The organism is Klebsiella sp. w6 (genome assembly GCF_033100215.1).
Lineage (GTDB): Bacteria > Pseudomonadota > Gammaproteobacteria > Enterobacterales > Enterobacteriaceae > Klebsiella > Klebsiella variicola.
Map to the genome: position 1 here is coordinate 849,377 of NZ_CP136907.1, position 16,454 is coordinate 865,830.

Annotated in this window: 15 protein-coding genes; 7 read left to right on the forward strand and 8 right to left on the reverse strand. The window is 57.0% G+C overall.

Annotated elements, in window-relative coordinates:
- Nucleotides 1-6 precede the first annotated feature (6 nt).
- Nucleotides 7-1,182 carry an oligogalacturonate lyase family protein gene (locus R0140_RS04215; protein ID WP_008806355.1) on the reverse strand — a complete coding sequence of 392 codons (1,176 nt, stop codon included), beginning with the start codon at nucleotides 1,180-1,182 and terminating at the stop codon, nucleotides 7-9.
- Nucleotides 1,183-1,668: 486 nt separating this feature from the next.
- Between R0140_RS04215 and kduD the strand changes: the two genes are divergently transcribed.
- Complete coding sequence (kduD, locus tag R0140_RS04220; protein ID WP_012540639.1) at nucleotides 1,669-2,430, forward strand: 2-dehydro-3-deoxy-D-gluconate 5-dehydrogenase KduD; 762 nt, start codon at nucleotides 1,669-1,671, stop codon at nucleotides 2,428-2,430.
- Nucleotides 2,431-2,727: 297 nt separating this feature from the next.
- A complete protein-coding gene (locus tag R0140_RS04225; protein WP_008806353.1) occupies nucleotides 2,728-4,149 on the forward strand; it encodes an arabinose-proton symporter AraE in 1,422 nt (473 codons plus the stop codon).
- On the opposite strand, the gene R0140_RS04230 is transcribed toward R0140_RS04225, so the two are convergent.
- Complete coding sequence (locus tag R0140_RS04230) at nucleotides 4,146-5,141, reverse strand: LacI family DNA-binding transcriptional regulator (RefSeq protein WP_008806352.1); 996 nt, start codon at nucleotides 5,139-5,141, stop codon at nucleotides 4,146-4,148. The genes R0140_RS04225 and R0140_RS04230 overlap by 4 nt on opposite strands.
- A 94-nt stretch (nucleotides 5,142-5,235) precedes the next feature.
- On the opposite strand from R0140_RS04230, the gene R0140_RS04235 reads away from it, so the two are divergent.
- The 4 genes from R0140_RS04235 to R0140_RS04250 all read left to right on the forward strand — a co-directional run bounded on the left by R0140_RS04235 (nucleotide 5,236) and on the right by R0140_RS04250 (nucleotide 9,542).
- Nucleotides 5,236-5,370 carry a hypothetical protein gene (locus tag R0140_RS04235; protein ID WP_046621754.1) on the forward strand — a complete coding sequence of 45 codons (135 nt, stop codon included), beginning with the start codon at nucleotides 5,236-5,238 and terminating at the stop codon, nucleotides 5,368-5,370.
- Nucleotides 5,371-5,382: 12 nt separating this feature from the next.
- The gene (locus R0140_RS04240) at nucleotides 5,383-6,624 is read left to right on the forward strand and encodes an MFS transporter (RefSeq protein ID WP_012540640.1); all 1,242 of its coding nucleotides are present in this window, start codon (nucleotides 5,383-5,385) and stop codon (nucleotides 6,622-6,624) included.
- 19 nt (nucleotides 6,625-6,643) lie between these two features.
- Nucleotides 6,644-8,077 (forward strand): glycoside hydrolase family 32 protein, encoded by a 1,434-nt coding sequence (locus tag R0140_RS04245; protein ID WP_032747069.1) that lies wholly within the window; start codon nucleotides 6,644-6,646, stop codon nucleotides 8,075-8,077.
- 121 nt (nucleotides 8,078-8,198) lie between these two features.
- Nucleotides 8,199-9,542 carry a carbohydrate porin gene (locus tag R0140_RS04250; RefSeq protein WP_022064921.1) on the forward strand — a complete coding sequence of 448 codons (1,344 nt, stop codon included), beginning with the start codon at nucleotides 8,199-8,201 and terminating at the stop codon, nucleotides 9,540-9,542.
- A 59-nt stretch (nucleotides 9,543-9,601) separates the two neighbouring features.
- Here R0140_RS04250 and R0140_RS04255 read toward each other — a convergent pair whose 3' ends face one another.
- The 5 genes from R0140_RS04255 to R0140_RS04275 all read right to left on the reverse strand — a co-directional run bounded on the left by R0140_RS04255 (nucleotide 9,602) and on the right by R0140_RS04275 (nucleotide 14,610).
- A complete protein-coding gene (locus tag R0140_RS04255; RefSeq protein WP_008806348.1) occupies nucleotides 9,602-10,888 on the reverse strand; it encodes an ABC transporter substrate-binding protein in 1,287 nt (428 codons plus the stop codon).
- 16 nt (nucleotides 10,889-10,904) lie between these two features.
- Nucleotides 10,905-12,032: an ABC transporter ATP-binding protein gene (locus R0140_RS04260; protein ID WP_008806347.1), complete on the reverse strand. Its 1,128-nt coding sequence runs from the start codon at nucleotides 12,030-12,032 to the stop codon at nucleotides 10,905-10,907.
- A gap of 12 nt (nucleotides 12,033-12,044) precedes the next feature.
- Nucleotides 12,045-12,947, reverse strand: a complete 903-nt coding sequence (locus tag R0140_RS04265) for a carbohydrate ABC transporter permease (protein ID WP_008806346.1) — start codon at nucleotides 12,945-12,947, stop codon at nucleotides 12,045-12,047.
- On the reverse strand, nucleotides 12,940-13,830 hold the full coding sequence (locus R0140_RS04270) for a carbohydrate ABC transporter permease (RefSeq protein WP_004205419.1): 891 nt from the start codon (nucleotides 13,828-13,830) through the stop codon (nucleotides 12,940-12,942). Before R0140_RS04270 ends, R0140_RS04265 begins: the two co-directional genes overlap by 8 nt.
- Nucleotides 13,831-14,283: 453 nt before the next feature.
- Nucleotides 14,284-14,610: a cupin domain-containing protein gene (locus R0140_RS04275; RefSeq protein WP_012540645.1), complete on the reverse strand. Its 327-nt coding sequence runs from the start codon at nucleotides 14,608-14,610 to the stop codon at nucleotides 14,284-14,286.
- Between the two features lie 139 nt (nucleotides 14,611-14,749).
- Between R0140_RS04275 and R0140_RS04280 the strand changes: the two genes are divergently transcribed.
- A complete protein-coding gene (locus tag R0140_RS04280) occupies nucleotides 14,750-15,463 on the forward strand; it encodes an aspartate/glutamate racemase (protein ID WP_008806343.1) in 714 nt (237 codons plus the stop codon).
- Here R0140_RS04280 and R0140_RS04285 read toward each other — a convergent pair.
- On the reverse strand, nucleotides 15,429-16,355 hold the full coding sequence (locus R0140_RS04285; protein WP_008806342.1) for a LysR family transcriptional regulator: 927 nt from the start codon (nucleotides 16,353-16,355) through the stop codon (nucleotides 15,429-15,431). The two genes, R0140_RS04280 and R0140_RS04285, sit on opposite strands and share 35 nt — an antisense overlap.
- Nucleotides 16,356-16,454 lie beyond the last annotated feature (99 nt).

The following is a 16,454-nucleotide window of genomic DNA, read 5'->3' on the forward strand; positions in this document are numbered from 1 at the left end:
CGTGGATCAGGCGCTTAGCATTGGCGGATGCTCGGGCAATTTCGCGATATAGATGGCCGGTTTACCGTCTTTATCGGAGCTGAACAGAATGGCGCTGTCGTCCGGGGTAAACGAGGGGTGTGGGTGAGTCACCTGACGGCTGTTGGCCACCGTCGCCCACGAGGTATCATGACGTGCGACGCGGAAGTAGCGTTTTTGCGCCACGTTAAAGACATACAGATAAGGATCGTTATCAATGGAGTAGCCGCCGGTATCTTTGACATCCACCGGGGTCCCTGAGCCATCGCCCACCAGCAGCGTGCCGTCGAAATTGCTCATCAGATGCGAGCAGGCCGGCATCGTCATCAGGGCCTCGTTGACGCCGCTTTCGGGATCAAAGCGATAGATAGTCCGCCCCTGCTGACCTTTCAGATAGGAGACGTAGATCAGCGCCGAACCGTCCGGTACCCAGAATTCATGGGTGCAGCTTTCGCCCGGGGCATGCGTTTTCACTTTGCGGACGTGGCTGCCATCTTCATTGACCAGCCACATGCGGGCGTCCACCAGATCGTGCGGCCCTTCATGGCAGAAGGCGACGGTGTGGTCGTCGAAGGGACGATAGATTGGGTGTCCCAGCCAGATTTTTTCCTCATGGATCACCTGGCTCTCACCGCTGTGCAGATCGACGCGCAGCAGGCGGCAGTGTGGTCCTTTGTGAAAGAAGTCATGAAAAATCTGCCAGTCGTTGAGCGGCGTCCAGTCGCTTTTCGCAATCTCAATGCCCACCAGTTTGCTGCAATCGCTGTTTGCCACCCAGGTGCCGTAGCCGACCCAGTCATCGCTGACGCGATAAACTTCGCGCTCAACGAGGGTGGTCAGATTCACCTCCAGCAGGGTGCGGTCATTTTTCACGTAATAAAGCGACTTATCGTCCGGGGAGAGGAAGCCGCCGAAGGTGTTATCCCCGGCGCCTTCCGTCAGCTGGATGGCCTCGGCGCTGGCGATATTCAGCAGATAGTAGTTCCAGTGGCCGTCAAACTCGCCGGCGAACAGTAAATGGCTGCCATCGTTAAAAAAACACTTCTGATAGAAGTAGTTGCGATGACAGGTGACCTCCGGAGGGGTTAAGCGGGTAACTTCCGCTCCGGTATCCGGATCGTGGCTGACCTGATAATTCAGTTTGACCCGCATGCCTTTAGCCATGTAGTGCTCCTTTCTTTCCTGCGATGCCGCTGGACCAGAGGCGTGTCGCTGTGTGATGTGTTTTAAAAGATGAGTGTTAATATATCAAAACGCCGTTTCATTATTTGTGATGCCTCACGCAGTTCAGCGTAATTCCCGCATTTTCAGCGGCCTGCTGGCCTCTCTTTGTTCGCCTCTCCAGACAACCGGTTGAATCATCGTCCTTTTAACACCTCTCCCGCCCGGCGCGTGCCGCCGGGTGCCTTCGCTTTTTCTTTTTTTGTAATCGCCATCATAAAAAATGAAACATCGTTTTAAATATTATTGAAAATGACAGGGGGCAGGGCTAAGATGGCACTCATCAGCAAAAACGGAACTCTGTTTTATTTTCATTATGGTGGGCTATGCCCGAGAGTTCACCCCACGCTCAGCTCCGCCATCGGCGTGGGCAGGGCCGAGAGAACCTTGCCTGCACGCAGCAGGCTCTGAACGATTAAGGAACACATTATGATTCTTGATGCATTCTCCCTGCAGGGAAAAGTAGCCGTCGTGAGCGGATGCGATACCGGTTTAGGTCAGGGAATGGCCCTCGGGCTGGCGGAAGCAGGTTGCGATATTGTTGGTATCAATATCGTCGAGCCCGTGGAAACCATCGAACGGGTGACGGCGCTGGGACGCCGCTTTCTCAGCCTGACCGCCGACCTGCGCCAGATCGACGGTATCCCCCAGCTGCTGGAGCGTGCGGTGGCGGAATTCGGCCATATTGATATTCTGGTCAATAACGCCGGGCTGATCCGCCGCGAGGACGCGCTGGCGTTCAGCGAAAAGGACTGGGACGACGTCATGAACCTGAACATCAAGAGCGTATTTTTCATGTCCCAGGCGGCGGCGAAGCACTTTATCGCCCAGGGCAGCGGCGGGAAGATCATTAACATCGCCTCCATGCTGTCTTTCCAGGGCGGGATCCGCGTGCCATCGTATACGGCGTCCAAAAGCGCGGTGATGGGCGTGACCCGCCTGCTGGCGAACGAATGGGCCAAACACAATATCAACGTCAACGCCATCGCTCCGGGGTATATGGCGACCAATAACACCCAGCAGCTGCGCGCTGACGAACAGCGTAGCAGCGAAATTCTCGACCGCATTCCCGCCGGACGCTGGGGCCTGCCGGCCGATCTGATGGGGCCGGTGGTATTCCTTGCCTCCCCAGCTTCCGATTACATCAATGGTTATACGGTGGCGGTGGACGGCGGCTGGCTGGCACGCTAACCCCCTCCGCGAGGCCGGGGCGGTGAGTATCGCACCGGCCGAGTGAGCAATTATTGTCCATATCAATAAGTGATAATCGTCCATATTCTATATCGCCTGATTAATGTTACTGCCCTGTATGGACAGGGTTATTCACTATGACAAACGCATTTTTTGTTCCTTAGAAAGTTTAATGTCCATCACAAAACCTCTCCTGCCAGCAAAATAGTCCATATCTTTGGCTTATCCAGCCTGACAAACTCCTCCGCCAGTCACGTACTTTCGTCCTATGTCTTTCTCTGTGTGGCAGGAATAAAAATGACTTCAATCAGTAACGACTCTGCATTAACGCCGCGGACACAACGTGACACCCGGCGGATGAACTGGTTTGTTTCTATCGCTGCGGCGGTAGCGGGGTTGCTCTTTGGCCTGGATATCGGCGTGATATCCGGGGCGCTGCCCTTTATTACCGACCACTTCACCTTATCCAGCCAGCTTCAGGAGTGGGTGGTCAGCAGTATGATGTTGGGGGCGGCGATCGGTGCGCTGTTTAACGGCTGGCTGTCGTTCCGCCTCGGCCGTAAATACAGCCTGATGGCGGGGGCTGTGCTCTTTGTTGCCGGCTCTATCGGCTCCGCTTTTGCCGCCAGCGTGGAGGTGCTGCTGATAGCCCGCGTGGTGTTGGGGGTGGCCGTCGGGATCGCTTCCTATACCGCGCCGTTGTACCTCTCCGAGATGGCCAGTGAGAACGTGCGCGGGAAAATGATCAGTATGTACCAGCTGATGGTGACCCTCGGCATTGTGCTGGCGTTTCTTTCCGATACCGCCTTTAGCTACAGCGGTAACTGGCGCGCCATGTTAGGCGTGCTGGCGCTGCCGGCGGTGATCCTGATTATTCTGGTCGTCTTTTTGCCGAACAGCCCGCGCTGGCTGGCGGAGAAAGGACGCCATATCGAAGCGGAAGAGGTGCTGCGGATGCTGCGCGATACCTCGGAAAAGGCGCGCGACGAGCTTAACGAGATCCGTGAGAGCCTGAAGCTGAAGCAGGGCGGCTGGGCGTTGTTTAAGGTCAATCGTAACGTGCGCCGGGCGGTGTTCCTTGGCATGCTGCTGCAGGCGATGCAGCAGTTCACCGGCATGAACATCATCATGTACTACGCGCCGCGTATCTTTAAAATGGCGGGCTTTACCACTACCGAACAGCAGATGATCGCCACTCTGGTGGTGGGCCTGACCTTTATGTTTGCCACCTTTATTGCGGTGTTCACGGTGGATAAAGCGGGTCGTAAGCCGGCGCTAAAAATCGGCTTTAGCGTGATGGCGCTGGGCACCCTGGTGCTGGGTTACTGCCTGATGCAGTTCGACAATGGCACCGCCTCCAGCGGTCTCTCCTGGCTTTCCGTCGGCATGACCATGATGTGTATTGCCGGGTATGCGATGAGCGCGGCGCCGGTGGTGTGGATCCTCTGCTCCGAGATCCAGCCGCTGAAATGCCGCGACTTCGGTATCACCTGCTCGACCACCACCAACTGGGTGTCGAACATGATCATCGGCGCCACCTTCCTGACGCTGCTTGACGCGATTGGCGCCGCCGGCACCTTCTGGCTCTACACGGTGCTCAACGTGGCCTTTATCGGCGTCACCTTCTGGCTGATCCCGGAAACCAAGAATGTCACCCTCGAGCACATTGAGCGCAACCTGATGGCGGGCGAGAAGCTGCGCAACATCGGTAACCGTTAATGTGAGGCGCGCGGCAACCACGGGCTGGCGACTTTGCGAGTCTCCCGATGGTTGTCGCCGTGAATGATATGCAGGGCGCTCAGGCGCCCGATGTCGTAGTGCGGCAGCTGCACCGTGGAAAGCGGCGGCAGAAACAGATCGCCAATGCCCACCATATTGTCGTATCCCACCACCGCCACGTCCTGGGGAATGCGTAACCCCTGACCCAGCAGCGTCTGATAGACCATAAACGCGATGCGATCGTTGCCGCAGATCACCGAGTCAAAGCCAGGTTTACCCTCGCGGATATGCGCCAGCACCACCGCCGGGATATCGTGGTAATGCTCATCGCCCTGGCCCATATACGAATGGATCAGATGGTCCGGTTCGATACCCGCCTCCCGGCAGGCGCGCTCCAGCCCCTGGCGGCGGCGGATCGTCGCCAGCTGGCTGGCGGGTAAGTGCAGGCACAGCGGATGACGATAGCCAGCGGCAAGCAGGGCTTTCACCGCGTCGTACTGGCCCTGTTCATCGTCCGGGATATAGCTGGCCACCGGCTGGCTGAGGCTTTCGCAGTTGGCCAGCACGCAGGGCAGAGTCAGCAGTTTGTCCGGCAGCGGCACCTGGCGCAGCCCCATGGTGGTAAAGATAATGCCGTCCGGACGGTGGGAGAGGAGCAGGTCGACCACCGCTTCCGGACTATCGTCCGAAAACATGTTGACCACAAAGCTGTTCCAGCCGTGGGCGCGGGCGGTCTCTTCGATCGAGAGGGTGATCTCCACCGAAAAGGGTGTGGTGACGGTATCCAGCGCCAGCACGCCGATGGTGCTGGGGGTGGCGCGCGCCCCGCGGATCTTCTTCGCCGACAGGTCGGGGACGTAGTTGGTCTCGGCGATGGCGGCCTGCACGCGGGCCAGGGTCTCCGGCTTGAGCCGCTCCGGGGTGTTCAGCGCCCGCGAGACGGTCATCAGAGATACATTCGCCAGTTTTGCTACATCTTTCAGGGACGCCATTTTTTCCTCCGCCGTGGCTGCAGAGTACAGGCTATACAACTAAGTCGCTGATGTAAAAGAGTGAAACGATTTTCTGCTATCGCCGTCCTGAACGCTGCCGCGGTTAATATTTGATCGCGATCGCATCTTCATTATGTTAACGTTAACTTTTGTGATTAACATCATGTATCGCAGCGAATCCCCCTGCGTTTTGTTTTTTGTTAACGTTACCATAATTGCATTCCTCTAACACGAGAATGTCATGATGAAAGCGCATCACTCACACAGCTACCCGTTGCTCAGTGCCTTACTGTTTTTCTTTTTCGTGACCTGGTCGTCATCCGGCTCCTTGCTCTCTATCTGGCTTCACCAGGAGGTTGGGTTAAAGGCTGGCGATACCGGTATTATCTATGCCGTACTGTCGGTTTCCGCGCTGTTTGCGCAAGTTTGCTATGGCTTCATTCAGGACAAACTGGGGCTGCGCAAACATCTGCTCTGGTATATCACCGCGCTGCTGATCCTCTCCGGTCCGGCGTATCTGCTGTTCGGCCACCTGCTGAAGATTAACGTCCTGTTGGGCAGCATCTTCGGCGGGATCTACATCGGCCTGACCTTTAACGGCGGCATTGGCGTGCTGGAATCCTACACCGAGCGCGTGGCGCGTCAGAGCCAGTTTGAATTCGGCAGGGCACGGATGTGGGGCTCGCTCGGCTGGGCGGTGGCCACCTTCTTCGCCGGCCTGCTGTTTAACATCAATCCGCAGCTTAACTTCCTCGTCGCCAGTTGCTCAGGGCTGGTGTTCTTTATCCTGCTGGCGCGGCTGCGGGTCTCCTCGGCGCCGCATGCGATGCAGGAGGCGGTATCGGGCGGTAAGGTGACGCTGGAAGATGCACTGCGCCTGCTGACGCTGCCGCGGTTCTGGGCGCTGGTCTTTTTCGTCATCGGCACCTGCATCTACGGCGTCTATGACCAGCAGTTCCCGGTCTATTTCTCATCGCAGTTCGCGACCCTGCAGGAAGGCAATGAGATGTATGGTTATCTCAACTCCTTCCAGGTGTTCCTCGAGGCGGCCGGCATGTTCTGCGCGCCGTGGCTGGTGAACCGTATCGGCGCCAAGAACGGTCTGATTTTCGCCGGCATGGTGATGGCGATGCGCATGGTGGCCTCTGGCCTGGTGGAGGGGCCGCTGCTGATCTCCATTACCAAACTGCTGCACGCGGTGGAGCTGCCGATACTGCTGGTGGCTATCTTTAAGTACAACAGCATCAACTTTGATAAACGCCTCTCCTCCACCCTCTATCTGGTGGGTTTCGCCTGCACCAGCTCGATCATTGCCAGCGTCTTGTCGCCGCTGGCGGGCTACAGCTATGAAAAATATGGCTTCGCCCAGTCCTATCTGATCATGGGCCTGCTGGTGTTCTGCACCACTTTTATCTCCATCTTCTTGTTGCGCTCCGGTAAATCCTCGGCCGATCCGCTGGTGTCGCAACCTACCGCTATCTGAATCAAAAAGAGTGAAAATGATGACTTACACAATCTCCCGGGCTGAACAGGTACTCCAGACACAACGCCAGGCGCTCAATCTGCGCTGGTATCCACACTATCACCTGGCGGCCCGCGCCGGGTGGATCAACGACCCTAACGGTCTGGTGTGGTTCGACGGCTGGTACCATGCCTTTTATCAGCATCACCCGTATTCCACCCAGTGGGGGCCGATGCACTGGGGGCACGCGCGCAGTAAGGATCTGGTGCACTGGGAGCACCTGCCGGTGGCGCTGGCGCCGGAGGGGCCGGAAGATAAAGACGGCTGCTTCTCCGGTTCGGCGGTGGTCGATGGCGATACCCTGGCGCTGATTTACACCGGGCATAAGTTCCACGGCGATCCTGGCGACGAAGCCAATCTGTATCAGGTGCAGTGTCTGGCCACCAGCCGCGACGGGATCCACTTTGAGCGCCAGGGGATGGTGGTCGACACCCCTCCAGGCATGCACCACTTCCGCGACCCGAAGGTCTGGCGGGAAGGGGATAGCTGGTACATGATCGTCGGCGCGCGCGAAGGCGATACCGGCCAGGTGCGGCTGTACCGTTCAACCGATCTGCGCCAGTGGCAGGATGCGGGCGTGCTGGATGAAGCGGAAAGCACCATGGGCTACATGTGGGAGTGCCCGGACTTCTTCACCCTCAACGGTAAGCGCGTCCTGATGTTTTCCCCGCAGGGGATGCAGGCCGAAGGGTTCCGCAACCGCAACCTGTTCCAGAGCGGCTATCTGATCGGCGAGTGGCAGCCGGGGCAGCGTTTTATTCGCCACGGCGAATTCAGGGAGATGGACCACGGCCACGATTTCTATGCCCCGCAAAGTTTCGCCACCCCCGATGGCCGGCGGATCGTAATTGGCTGGCTGGATATGTGGGAATCGCCGCTACCGGAACAGCAGGACGGCTGGGCGGGCATGCTCTCCCTGCCGCGCGAGTTGAGCCTGAGCGCCGATGGCCGCCTGCAGATGCGCCCGGCGAAAGAAGTGGAGAGCCTGCGCGGCGCCTGGTTCCCGTGGCCGGTCAGCACGCTGAACAACCAGCAGACGACGATGGTCGACAACTGCGAGGCGATGGAAGTGCACCTGCGCTGGGACTGCGCCCGCAGCAGCGCTGAGCAGTATGGTCTGCGCTTTGGCGATGGCCTGCGCATCTACGTGGATGCCCAACAGCAGCGTCTGGTGGTGGAGCGGCATTATCCGCAGTTTGGCCTGTGTGGGACGCGCAGCGTGCCGTTGACCGCCGGGGCGGATCTCAACCTGCGGATATTTTTCGATAGCTCTTCGGTTGAGGTTTTCGTCAATGATGGCGAAGCCTGCCTGAGCAGCCGTATCTATCCGCAGGTCCCTTGCCGTGAATTAGCGTTATTTGCCTGGAGCGGCTCAGCTGCATTAACTGAAGCCGGCGCCTGGCAGCTCGAATAATAATAAGGCTGTTGTCGTTAATAACCCGTCTTTGACGATGGGCGGGTTATTATTGCCTGCATCGTCGTGCGTTACCCATTAATAACAAATTCAGTTCATTCCATAATAAAAGGGTTTACCGATGAATAAAATCTGGGTCGGGTGTTTTCTCACGTCTCTGTATCTGCCATCCGTTATGGCGCAGGCGCCGTTATCGCTGGAGGAGCGACTGGCGCAAATGGAGCAGCGGTTAAAGGCAACGGAGGCGCGCGCCGCCAGCGCAGAGGCGGAAATTAAGACACTGAAAGGCCAGCAGCAGGCCACGACGGTCGCCCGCGCGGCGCCGGCTACGCCGCGCCTGCAGCTAAACGACAATGGCGAATTAAAATTTTATGGCGACGTCGAATTTAACCTCGATGGCGCCAGCCGCACCGGCAGTCTGACGTCGGTCAAAACCAGCGCGAATAAAAGCTGGGCGCCGGGCGATAAAGAACGCTGGGATATTAATGGTCGTATTCTGCTGGGGATTGACGGCAGGCGTAATGGCGCTGACGGGAAATATGCCGGATTCAGCGTGCAGCCGTTGGCGGATATGGATGGCAAAATGAATCTCGACGATGCGGTATTTTTCTTTGGTCAGCAGGATGACTGGAAAATAAAAATAGGCCGCTTTGAAGCCTGGGATATGTTCCCCCTGAATCAGGACACCTTTATTGAATATTCAGGCAATACCGCCAACGATCTCTATTCCGACGGCTATGGCTATATTTACATGATGAAAGAGGGGCGCGGGCGCAGCAGCAGCGGCGGCAACCTTCTGTTCAGCAAAACGGTGGATAACTGGTATTTCGAGGTTAATACCCTGGTGGAGGACGGCAGTTCGCTGTTTGTCGATCAGAACTATCACGGTAACGCGCTGGAAAACCGCAAAAATGTGGTGTACGTGCGGCCGGTGGCGGTGTGGCAGTCCGGCGCCTGGTCGGCGGCCGCGGCGATAGAGAGCAATCTCGTCAACAATGCTTACGGCTATCAGAACCAGAGCGGACGCTGGGTCGACCAGTCAAATCGCACCGGCTACGGGCTGACCATGAGCTGGAACACCCTGAAAAGCGACCCGCAGGATGGGGCGGTGGTCAATCTGAGTACCGCTCTGCTGGACGCGGCGGACGAAACCGACTTCAGCGCCGGAATTAACGCCCTGTGGCATCGCGTGGAGCTGGGCTATATCTACGCGCATAACAAAATCGACCAGTTCAATATGGCCGGGGTGACCAGCGAATGTGATGGCGACTGCGCAATTCTCGCGCCGGGGCGCTATGACATCCATACCCTGCACACCTCCTGGCAGTTGCCGAATATTATGGCGATGCCGAACTTCAATATTTACCTTGGCGCCTATGCTTCGTGGCTCGATTCCACGGCAGCGAAGAGCGGGAATCCCGATGAACGCTACGGCGCTCGGGTGCGTTTTAAATATTTTTTCTGACAGGATACTCAGGCAGACTCTCCCGCGGCGGACGCCGCGGGAGGTTTCCGACGGGCACGTTAGCGCATCGCGCGGCGCAGAATGCGGTCGGTCTGGCGCTGGAAGTCCTCGGCCGCTTCTTCCACCGACTTTTTACCGTAGTCGATGTACTGCAGGGTGGTGCCGAACTGGGCGACGATCTGCGGATCGTCGAAGTACGGGGAGACCGGCAGGGTCGTGGGCAGGGATTGTGCCAGTTTCAGGCCAGACACCGCCGGATCGTCGGCTTTGATGATCCCGTCCTCGGTCAGGTAGTTGACCGCCGCTTTACTCAGTGGTACTCCACGCTCCAGTCCGAGAATATCCACCCCTTCTTTACTGTTCAGCAGGAAGTTAATCACTTTCGCCGCCGCCTGCGGGTTTTTCGTCGATTTGCCAATCGACAACATTTGCGCGGGCTTGAAGAACAGTCCGGCGTCGGTGGCGCCCGGCAGCATCGGGTATTCCCCCAGCACCAGCTTCGCCGGCGGCTTCAGGTTATCGGAATATTTGTTGATGGTGGAGTTCCACATGTAGGTGCCGCCCCATTCACCCTGGATCCACGGCTTCATCTCGTACATGTTGCTCTTGCCGAACGAGGCATAGTAGCGGGTGTCCGGCATCACATGGTTGTCGATAAGCTTCTTATACATACCGAAGAAATCTGCCCACTGCGCTTTGCTGTAGGAAAATTTGCGCCCCTTCTCATCGATGGCCGGCTGATTGTATTTTTGCACCATATAAGAGTTGAGCAGCGCCAGCACGTCCTGGTGTTCGAGCACGACCGGGTAGTACTGTTTCCCGAGCTTGCTTTCGAAGGTTTTGCCCGCCGCCATAAGCTCATCCCAGGTTTTCGGGAAGGCGATGCCCGCCTTTTTCCACGCTTCGTCGTTAAAGTAGAAGACGCGGGCGGTGACGGAAATGGGAATACCGTTAAGCTTGCCGTTGACCGTGGTGGACTGCAGCTCTTTGGCATCGAACTGGCTGAGGTCGATCTCGTCTTTCAGGGTATTGAGATCGTAAAAGCCCTCGCCATTTTTCGAAAAGATCGGCAACCAGTTCCAGTTGGTCTGCATCACGTCAGGCTCAGTGCCGCCGGCAATCTGGGTGGTCAGGCGCGAAAGATGGCCGTCCCAGCCGGTGTATTCTGCTTTGACGTTAATGTCGGGATGTTGTTTGTGGAATTCCTCCAGCGCCTTGAGGGTGACCTGATGGCGGCCGTTGCCCCCCCACCAGGACATACGAAGGTCGACATCCTTCGCCATTGACGGTAATGCGGTAAGGCCCAGAGTGGCGGAGATGACGGCGCTTAAAAGCACGTTTTTCATTTTAATACTCCAGTGTTCACAGAGAGAGGTTCTGTTCGGTTTTCGCGTCAAAGATGTGACACTTATTGAGATCAAATTTGAAATACACCTTGCGATGAAGGCCCTTCTCGAGCATGGGTTTCGCTTCATCGGACGGCACGCGGGCGGTCAGCTCATAATCAGCAACCTTCAGATAAACAAAGAATTCATGTCCCATGTTTTCCACACGTACCATTTCACCCGTGCAGGAACCCTCGGCAAAGGGTTCATCGGAGAGAGAGACAAACTCCGGGCGCACGCCAAAGAAAACCTGCTGATTCTTATGGGTCTCAACTTTGCTTTGCAGCAGGTCGTTGAGCGGCAGTCGCTGATCGCCCAGCGTCAGATGCAGGCGACCGTCGTGCTCAACCAGCTGGCTGGGGCGAATATTCATCTCCGGCGCGCCGATGAACCCGGCGACAAACATATTTTTCGGCTGGTGGTAGAGATTGTCTGGCGTATCAACCTGCATAATGTGGCCGAGCTTCATCACGCAGATGCGGTCGCCCATGGTCATCGCTTCCGTCTGATCGTGGGTGACGTAGACGGTGGTCGCCGGTTTGCCGGATTTTTTCAACTGCTTATGCAGATCGGAAATGCGGATCCGCATCGAGGCGCGCAGTTTGGCGTCAAGGTTGGAGAGCGGTTCGTCGAACAGGAAAACGTCCGGTTTTTTGACGATCGCCCGACCCACCGCCACGCGCTGCGCCTGGCCGCCGGAGAGCTGGCGCGGCAGGCGATCGAGCAGTTCTTCCAGTTCGAGAATTTTCGCCGCTTCTTCCACCTGTCTGTCGATTTGCGCCTTCGGCAGCTTGCTCAGCTTCAGGCCGAAGGCGAGGTTTTCGCGCACCGTCATATGCGGATAGAGGGCGTAGTTCTGGAACACCATCGCGATGCCACGTGATTTTGGCGCCAGGTTGTTGACGATTTTGTCCCCAATCCGCACCTCGCCGCCGCTGATGGTTTCCAGACCCGCCAGCATGCGCAGGGTGGTCGATTTGGCGCAGCCGGAGGGGCCGACGATCACCATAAATTCGCCATCGGCAATCTTCAGGTCGATACCATGCACCGCTTTAAACCCGTTGGAGTAAACTTTTTCCAGTTTGTTGAAAATGACTTCAGCCATGATATTTCCCTCTTAACCTTTGATTCCGCTGCTGGTCACGCCCTGCACGAAGTAGCGTTGAGCCAGGAAGAAGACAATGATGGACGGCAGAATGGAGATACTCGCCATTGCCAGAATTTCGTTCCACGGCGCGCCTTCCGTGACGTCGATGGACATTTTTAGCGCCAGCGCGATGGGATACTTATCGACGCTGTAGACGTAGATCAGCGGGCCGATAAAGTCGTTCATCGACCACATGAACTGGAACAGCGCCACCGAGATAATGGCCGGCTTGAGGATCGGCACGACCACGTACCACAGCACCTGGATGGAGTTGCAGCCGTCGATCTGCGCCGCCTCTTCCATATCGCGTGGGACGCCGCGCAGAAACTGGATCAGCATGAAGACAAAGAATCCCTGGGTGGCGAAGGCCAGCGGCAGGTACAGCGGCAGATAGCTGTTCAGCATCCCCATTTCACGGAACATCAGGTACTGCGGGATCAGCAGGACGGTGCTCGGCAGCAGCATGGTGGTGATGAGCGTTGCGAACCAGAACTTCTTCCACGGGATCTCAAAGCGTGCAAAGCCGTACGCCACGATGGTGGAGGAGATGATCGTTAACACCACCTTCGGGATCACATATTTAAAGGTGTTAAGCATATAGTGGCCGAAATGGTATTCGGTGCCGGTCTTCCAGCCATTGATAAACCCGTCCCAGGTCGCGTGGGCAGGCCACAGTCCGAGGGTGGTGAAGATCTCATGGTTCGGCTTGAACGAGGCGGAGAACATCCACGCCAGCGGGTAGAGCATCAGCAGGCCGACGAATATCAACACGACGTAGCGTACCACCCGACTCACCTTTTCCCGACGCAGCGTACGAGCGACCTCACGATCGGCGTTGCTCATTACCGGCGCCATCTGTTGAATATCAGCCATTTTTGCCTCCCTTATCGGCGGAGTAGAAGACCCAGTATTTCGATGACTTAAAGGCTATCGATGCAAAGACCGCGACGACGAGGAACAACACCCATGCCAGCGCGGCGCCATAGCCCATGTCGAAGTACTTAAAGGCGGTATCGTAGATATAGAGTGAGAACAGGTAGGTGTAATAGGTTGGGCCGCCGCCGGTTATCACGTACGGGCCGGTAAACTCCTGGAACGCCTGGGTGGTCTGCATAATAAAGTTGAAGAAAATGACCGGGGTAATCAGCGGCACGGTGACCTTCATGAACATCTGCCACTTTGAGGCGCCGTCGATCATCGCCGCCTCATACTGCGACTGCGGAACGTTCTGCAGCGCGGCGAGGAAGATGACCATCGCGGAACCAAACTGCCAGACGCGCAGCAGGGTGACCGACATCAGCGCCAGCGAAGGCTCCCCCAGCCAGTTGACGGCATCGATGCCAAAGACGGCGAGGAAGCTATTCAGCAGGCCGTCAATGGCGAACAGGGCGCGCCACAGTACCGCAATAGCCACCGAGCTGCCGAGAATCGACGGAATGTAGTAGGCGGTACGGAAAAAGCCGATGCCGCGCAGTTTGAAATTGAGCACAAAAGCAATGCCGAGGGCGAAAGCTAGTTTTAAGGGAATAGTTAAAAAAACGTAGGCGAAGGTCACGCCCATCGATTTCCAGAACAGGCTGTCCTCGGTCAACATATAGCGATAGTTTTCGATGCCGTTAAATACCGGCGGGCTCATCAAGTCGTACTCAGTAAAACTGAGAAAGAAAGATGAAACAAAGGGAAAAGCGGTAAAGACGATCAGCCCGATGATATAGGGTGATATCCATGCCAATCCCAGCAGCTTGTTTTCATTCATACATACCTACCTGGCTTACGAGTTGTAATACGGATTCGGTGACGCGGCGCTGTCGGCCTTTTCGCCTGACAACGCAAAAATGTCTGAACGCTTCCTCTGATTAACATGTCCTTGTTAATGAATGGGTTATTATTTAAGTGAGCCAGCAAGTGGCGTGCTGTCAGGCTCGCTTTTATGCTGCTCTATTTTTTATAAAACACCGTTTTAATTTCATTTTATTGCGATTTATTTCTGCGTCATGCAGATCAGGATGGAAATGTGATCAAAGTCGAAACGATGTTTCAAAAAGGTGAGGTGGTAAGCATTTTAGGGGGCTGCGGGAGCCTGAAAAGAATGAAGGTTCAGCGTTAACTGAGTGAAAAATATTATTACCAGGATAATGATTGTGACGGCATCTTTTTTAATGCCTGCAGTAACACGTAAACCGGGGGCGGTAAACGCCCCCATCATGGATCAGCGTGAGAGAAAATCTTCGCGGACCGGCGTGAAGGTATCGAGCAGCGTGCCGGGCTGCAGGCAGACGCAGCCGTGCATGATCCCTGGCTGCTTATACAACGTATCGCCGGCACTGACGACGCGCGTCTCCTCGCCGATGGTGAATTCAAACTCACCGGAGAGCACATAGGTGAGCTGTTCGTGGGGATGGTTATGCATCGGGCCGACGGCGCCGGCGGCAAAATTCACCTCCACGGCCATCATTTTTCCGTCGTGGGCCAGAATGCGGCGGGTTACGCCATTGCCGAGGTCTTCAAGGGTGGTGTCTTTATGGAAAATAAACATCGGGCGGTCCTGTTGTTAAAGTGAAACATTGTTTCATTTAACTTATCCCACTCTTCATGAAAAAGAAATACGCGGCCAGAGAAGTGGAAAGTTGATCACAAGTTTGCTTCACTGGCAGAAACGACATAAGGAGCAGAAGATGAAAACCATTGGCCTGTTAGGCGGCATGAGCTGGGAGTCCACGATCCCCTATTATCGGTTGATCAATGAGGGCGTTAAGGCGCGACTGGGCGGCCTGCACTCTGCCAGCCTGGTGCTGCACAGCGTCGATTTTCACGACATCGAAGCCTGCCAGTCCGCCGGCGACTGGGATCGCGCCGGGGAGATCCTTGCTGAAGCCGCGGTTGGGCTGCAGCAGGCGGGGGCCGAAGGCATTGTCCTGTGCACCAACACTATGCATAAAGTCGCGGATGCCATCGCCGCCCGCTGCCAGGTTCCCTTCCTGCATATTGCCGATGCCACCGGGCGGGCGATTGCCGCCAAAGGCCAGCGCCGGGTCGCGCTGCTGGGCACCCGCTATACCATGGAGCAGACCTTTTACCGCGGTCGTCTGCTGGAGCAGTTTGCCATCGAGACGTTGATCCCCGAGGCTGACGATCGGGCGCGGATCAATCAGATCATCTTCGACGAACTCTGTCTCGGCACTTTCAGCGAGGCGTCGCGGGATTATTATCTGCAGGTGATCGCCGCCCTGGCGGAGCAGGGGGCGGAAGGGGTTATTTTCGGCTGTACGGAAATTGGCCTGCTGGTGCCTGCCGAGCTCAGCCCGCTGCCGGTCTTTGACACTGCGGCGATCCACGCAGAAGACGCGGTCAACTTTATGCTCTCTGCAGGACCGACGCCAGCGGCGTGAGGATCTGCGGCAGACTCTCCTGCAGGTGTGCAACAAAGGCGTCGACCAGCGCCGATCGCGGGCGGTGGAGGGGGCGGATCAGGCTGACGGTAAACGGCACCTCGACGCTAAAGCGGCGCACCACCACGCCGCTATCGGCATAGTCCAGAGCGGTCAAGGGATTCACCACCGAGATCCCGGCGCCGGCGCGCACCATGGCGCAGATCGAGGCCGCGCTGTGGGTTTCGACCACCATCCGCCGTTTAACCTGATGCTCAAGGAACAGGGCGTCAAGCAGCTGGCGATAGCTGTCGGTGCGCGACAGGCTGATGTAGTTTTCGCCCTGAAAATCGGCGGGGGTCAGCGTCGTCTGCACCGCCAGCGGATGGCCGGCAGGCAGCACGCAGACTTCATTCAGCGTCAGCAGTGGGGTGCGTTCGGTGCCCGCCGGGGTATGCAGGGTCTCCGTCAGGCCGAGGTCATGGCGCTGGGCGGAGAGCCACTCCTCCAGCAGCGGCGACTCCTGGGGGACGATCTGCAGGCTGACCTCCGGGTAGCGAGCGAGAAACGGCGGCAACAGCAGCGGCAGAAAGGACTGGGAAAAGACCGGCAGGCAGGCGATCGACAGCTCGCCCTGGCGGAACTCGCGCAGGCTCTCGGCGGCGCTGACGATGCGGTCCAGGCCGTACCAGGAACGCTGAACCTCCTCAAACAAACGCAGGCCCTGCACCGTCGGCTGCAGGCGACCGCGGGTCCGTTCAAACAGCTTCAGGCCGAGCACTTTCTCAAAGCGCGCCAGCTCGCGGCTGACCGTGGGTTGCGAGGTGTGCAGCATCCGCGCCGCTTCGGTCAGATTGCCGGTGGTCATCACCGCGTGAAAGATTTCGATATGACGCAAATTAACGGCTGGCATGCGGTCTCCATGAGGCTCGGCTGTAACCATATCATTTTTGCATAAAGTCGCGATAAAACGATATTTTTTATTCGTCCGCCACTGTGGCGTAATCGAAAA

What these genes read in the sequence shown, in the direction of transcription:
- R0140_RS04215 (WP_008806355.1), bottom strand. Translation starts at nt 1,182, where the DNA reads ATGGCTAAAGGCATGCGGGTCAAACTGAATTATCAGGTCAGCCACGAT.
- kduD (WP_012540639.1), top strand. Translation starts at nt 1,669, where the DNA reads ATGATTCTTGATGCATTCTCCCTGCAGGGAAAAGTAGCCGTCGTGAGC.
- R0140_RS04225 (WP_008806353.1), top strand. Translation starts at nt 2,728, where the DNA reads ATGACTTCAATCAGTAACGACTCTGCATTAACGCCGCGGACACAACGT.
- R0140_RS04230 (WP_008806352.1), bottom strand. Translation starts at nt 5,141, where the DNA reads ATGGCGTCCCTGAAAGATGTAGCAAAACTGGCGAATGTATCTCTGATG.
- R0140_RS04240 (WP_012540640.1), top strand. Translation starts at nt 5,383, where the DNA reads ATGATGAAAGCGCATCACTCACACAGCTACCCGTTGCTCAGTGCCTTA.
- R0140_RS04245 (WP_032747069.1), top strand. Translation starts at nt 6,644, where the DNA reads ATGACTTACACAATCTCCCGGGCTGAACAGGTACTCCAGACACAACGC.
- R0140_RS04250 (WP_022064921.1), top strand. Translation starts at nt 8,199, where the DNA reads ATGAATAAAATCTGGGTCGGGTGTTTTCTCACGTCTCTGTATCTGCCA.
- R0140_RS04255 (WP_008806348.1), bottom strand. Translation starts at nt 10,888, where the DNA reads ATGAAAAACGTGCTTTTAAGCGCCGTCATCTCCGCCACTCTGGGCCTT.
- R0140_RS04260 (WP_008806347.1), bottom strand. Translation starts at nt 12,032, where the DNA reads ATGGCTGAAGTCATTTTCAACAAACTGGAAAAAGTTTACTCCAACGGG.
- R0140_RS04265 (WP_008806346.1), bottom strand. Translation starts at nt 12,947, where the DNA reads ATGGCTGATATTCAACAGATGGCGCCGGTAATGAGCAACGCCGATCGT.
- R0140_RS04270 (WP_004205419.1), bottom strand. Translation starts at nt 13,830, where the DNA reads ATGAATGAAAACAAGCTGCTGGGATTGGCATGGATATCACCCTATATC.
- R0140_RS04275 (WP_012540645.1), bottom strand. Translation starts at nt 14,610, where the DNA reads ATGTTTATTTTCCATAAAGACACCACCCTTGAAGACCTCGGCAATGGC.
- R0140_RS04280 (WP_008806343.1), top strand. Translation starts at nt 14,750, where the DNA reads ATGAAAACCATTGGCCTGTTAGGCGGCATGAGCTGGGAGTCCACGATC.
- R0140_RS04285 (WP_008806342.1), bottom strand. Translation starts at nt 16,355, where the DNA reads ATGCCAGCCGTTAATTTGCGTCATATCGAAATCTTTCACGCGGTGATG.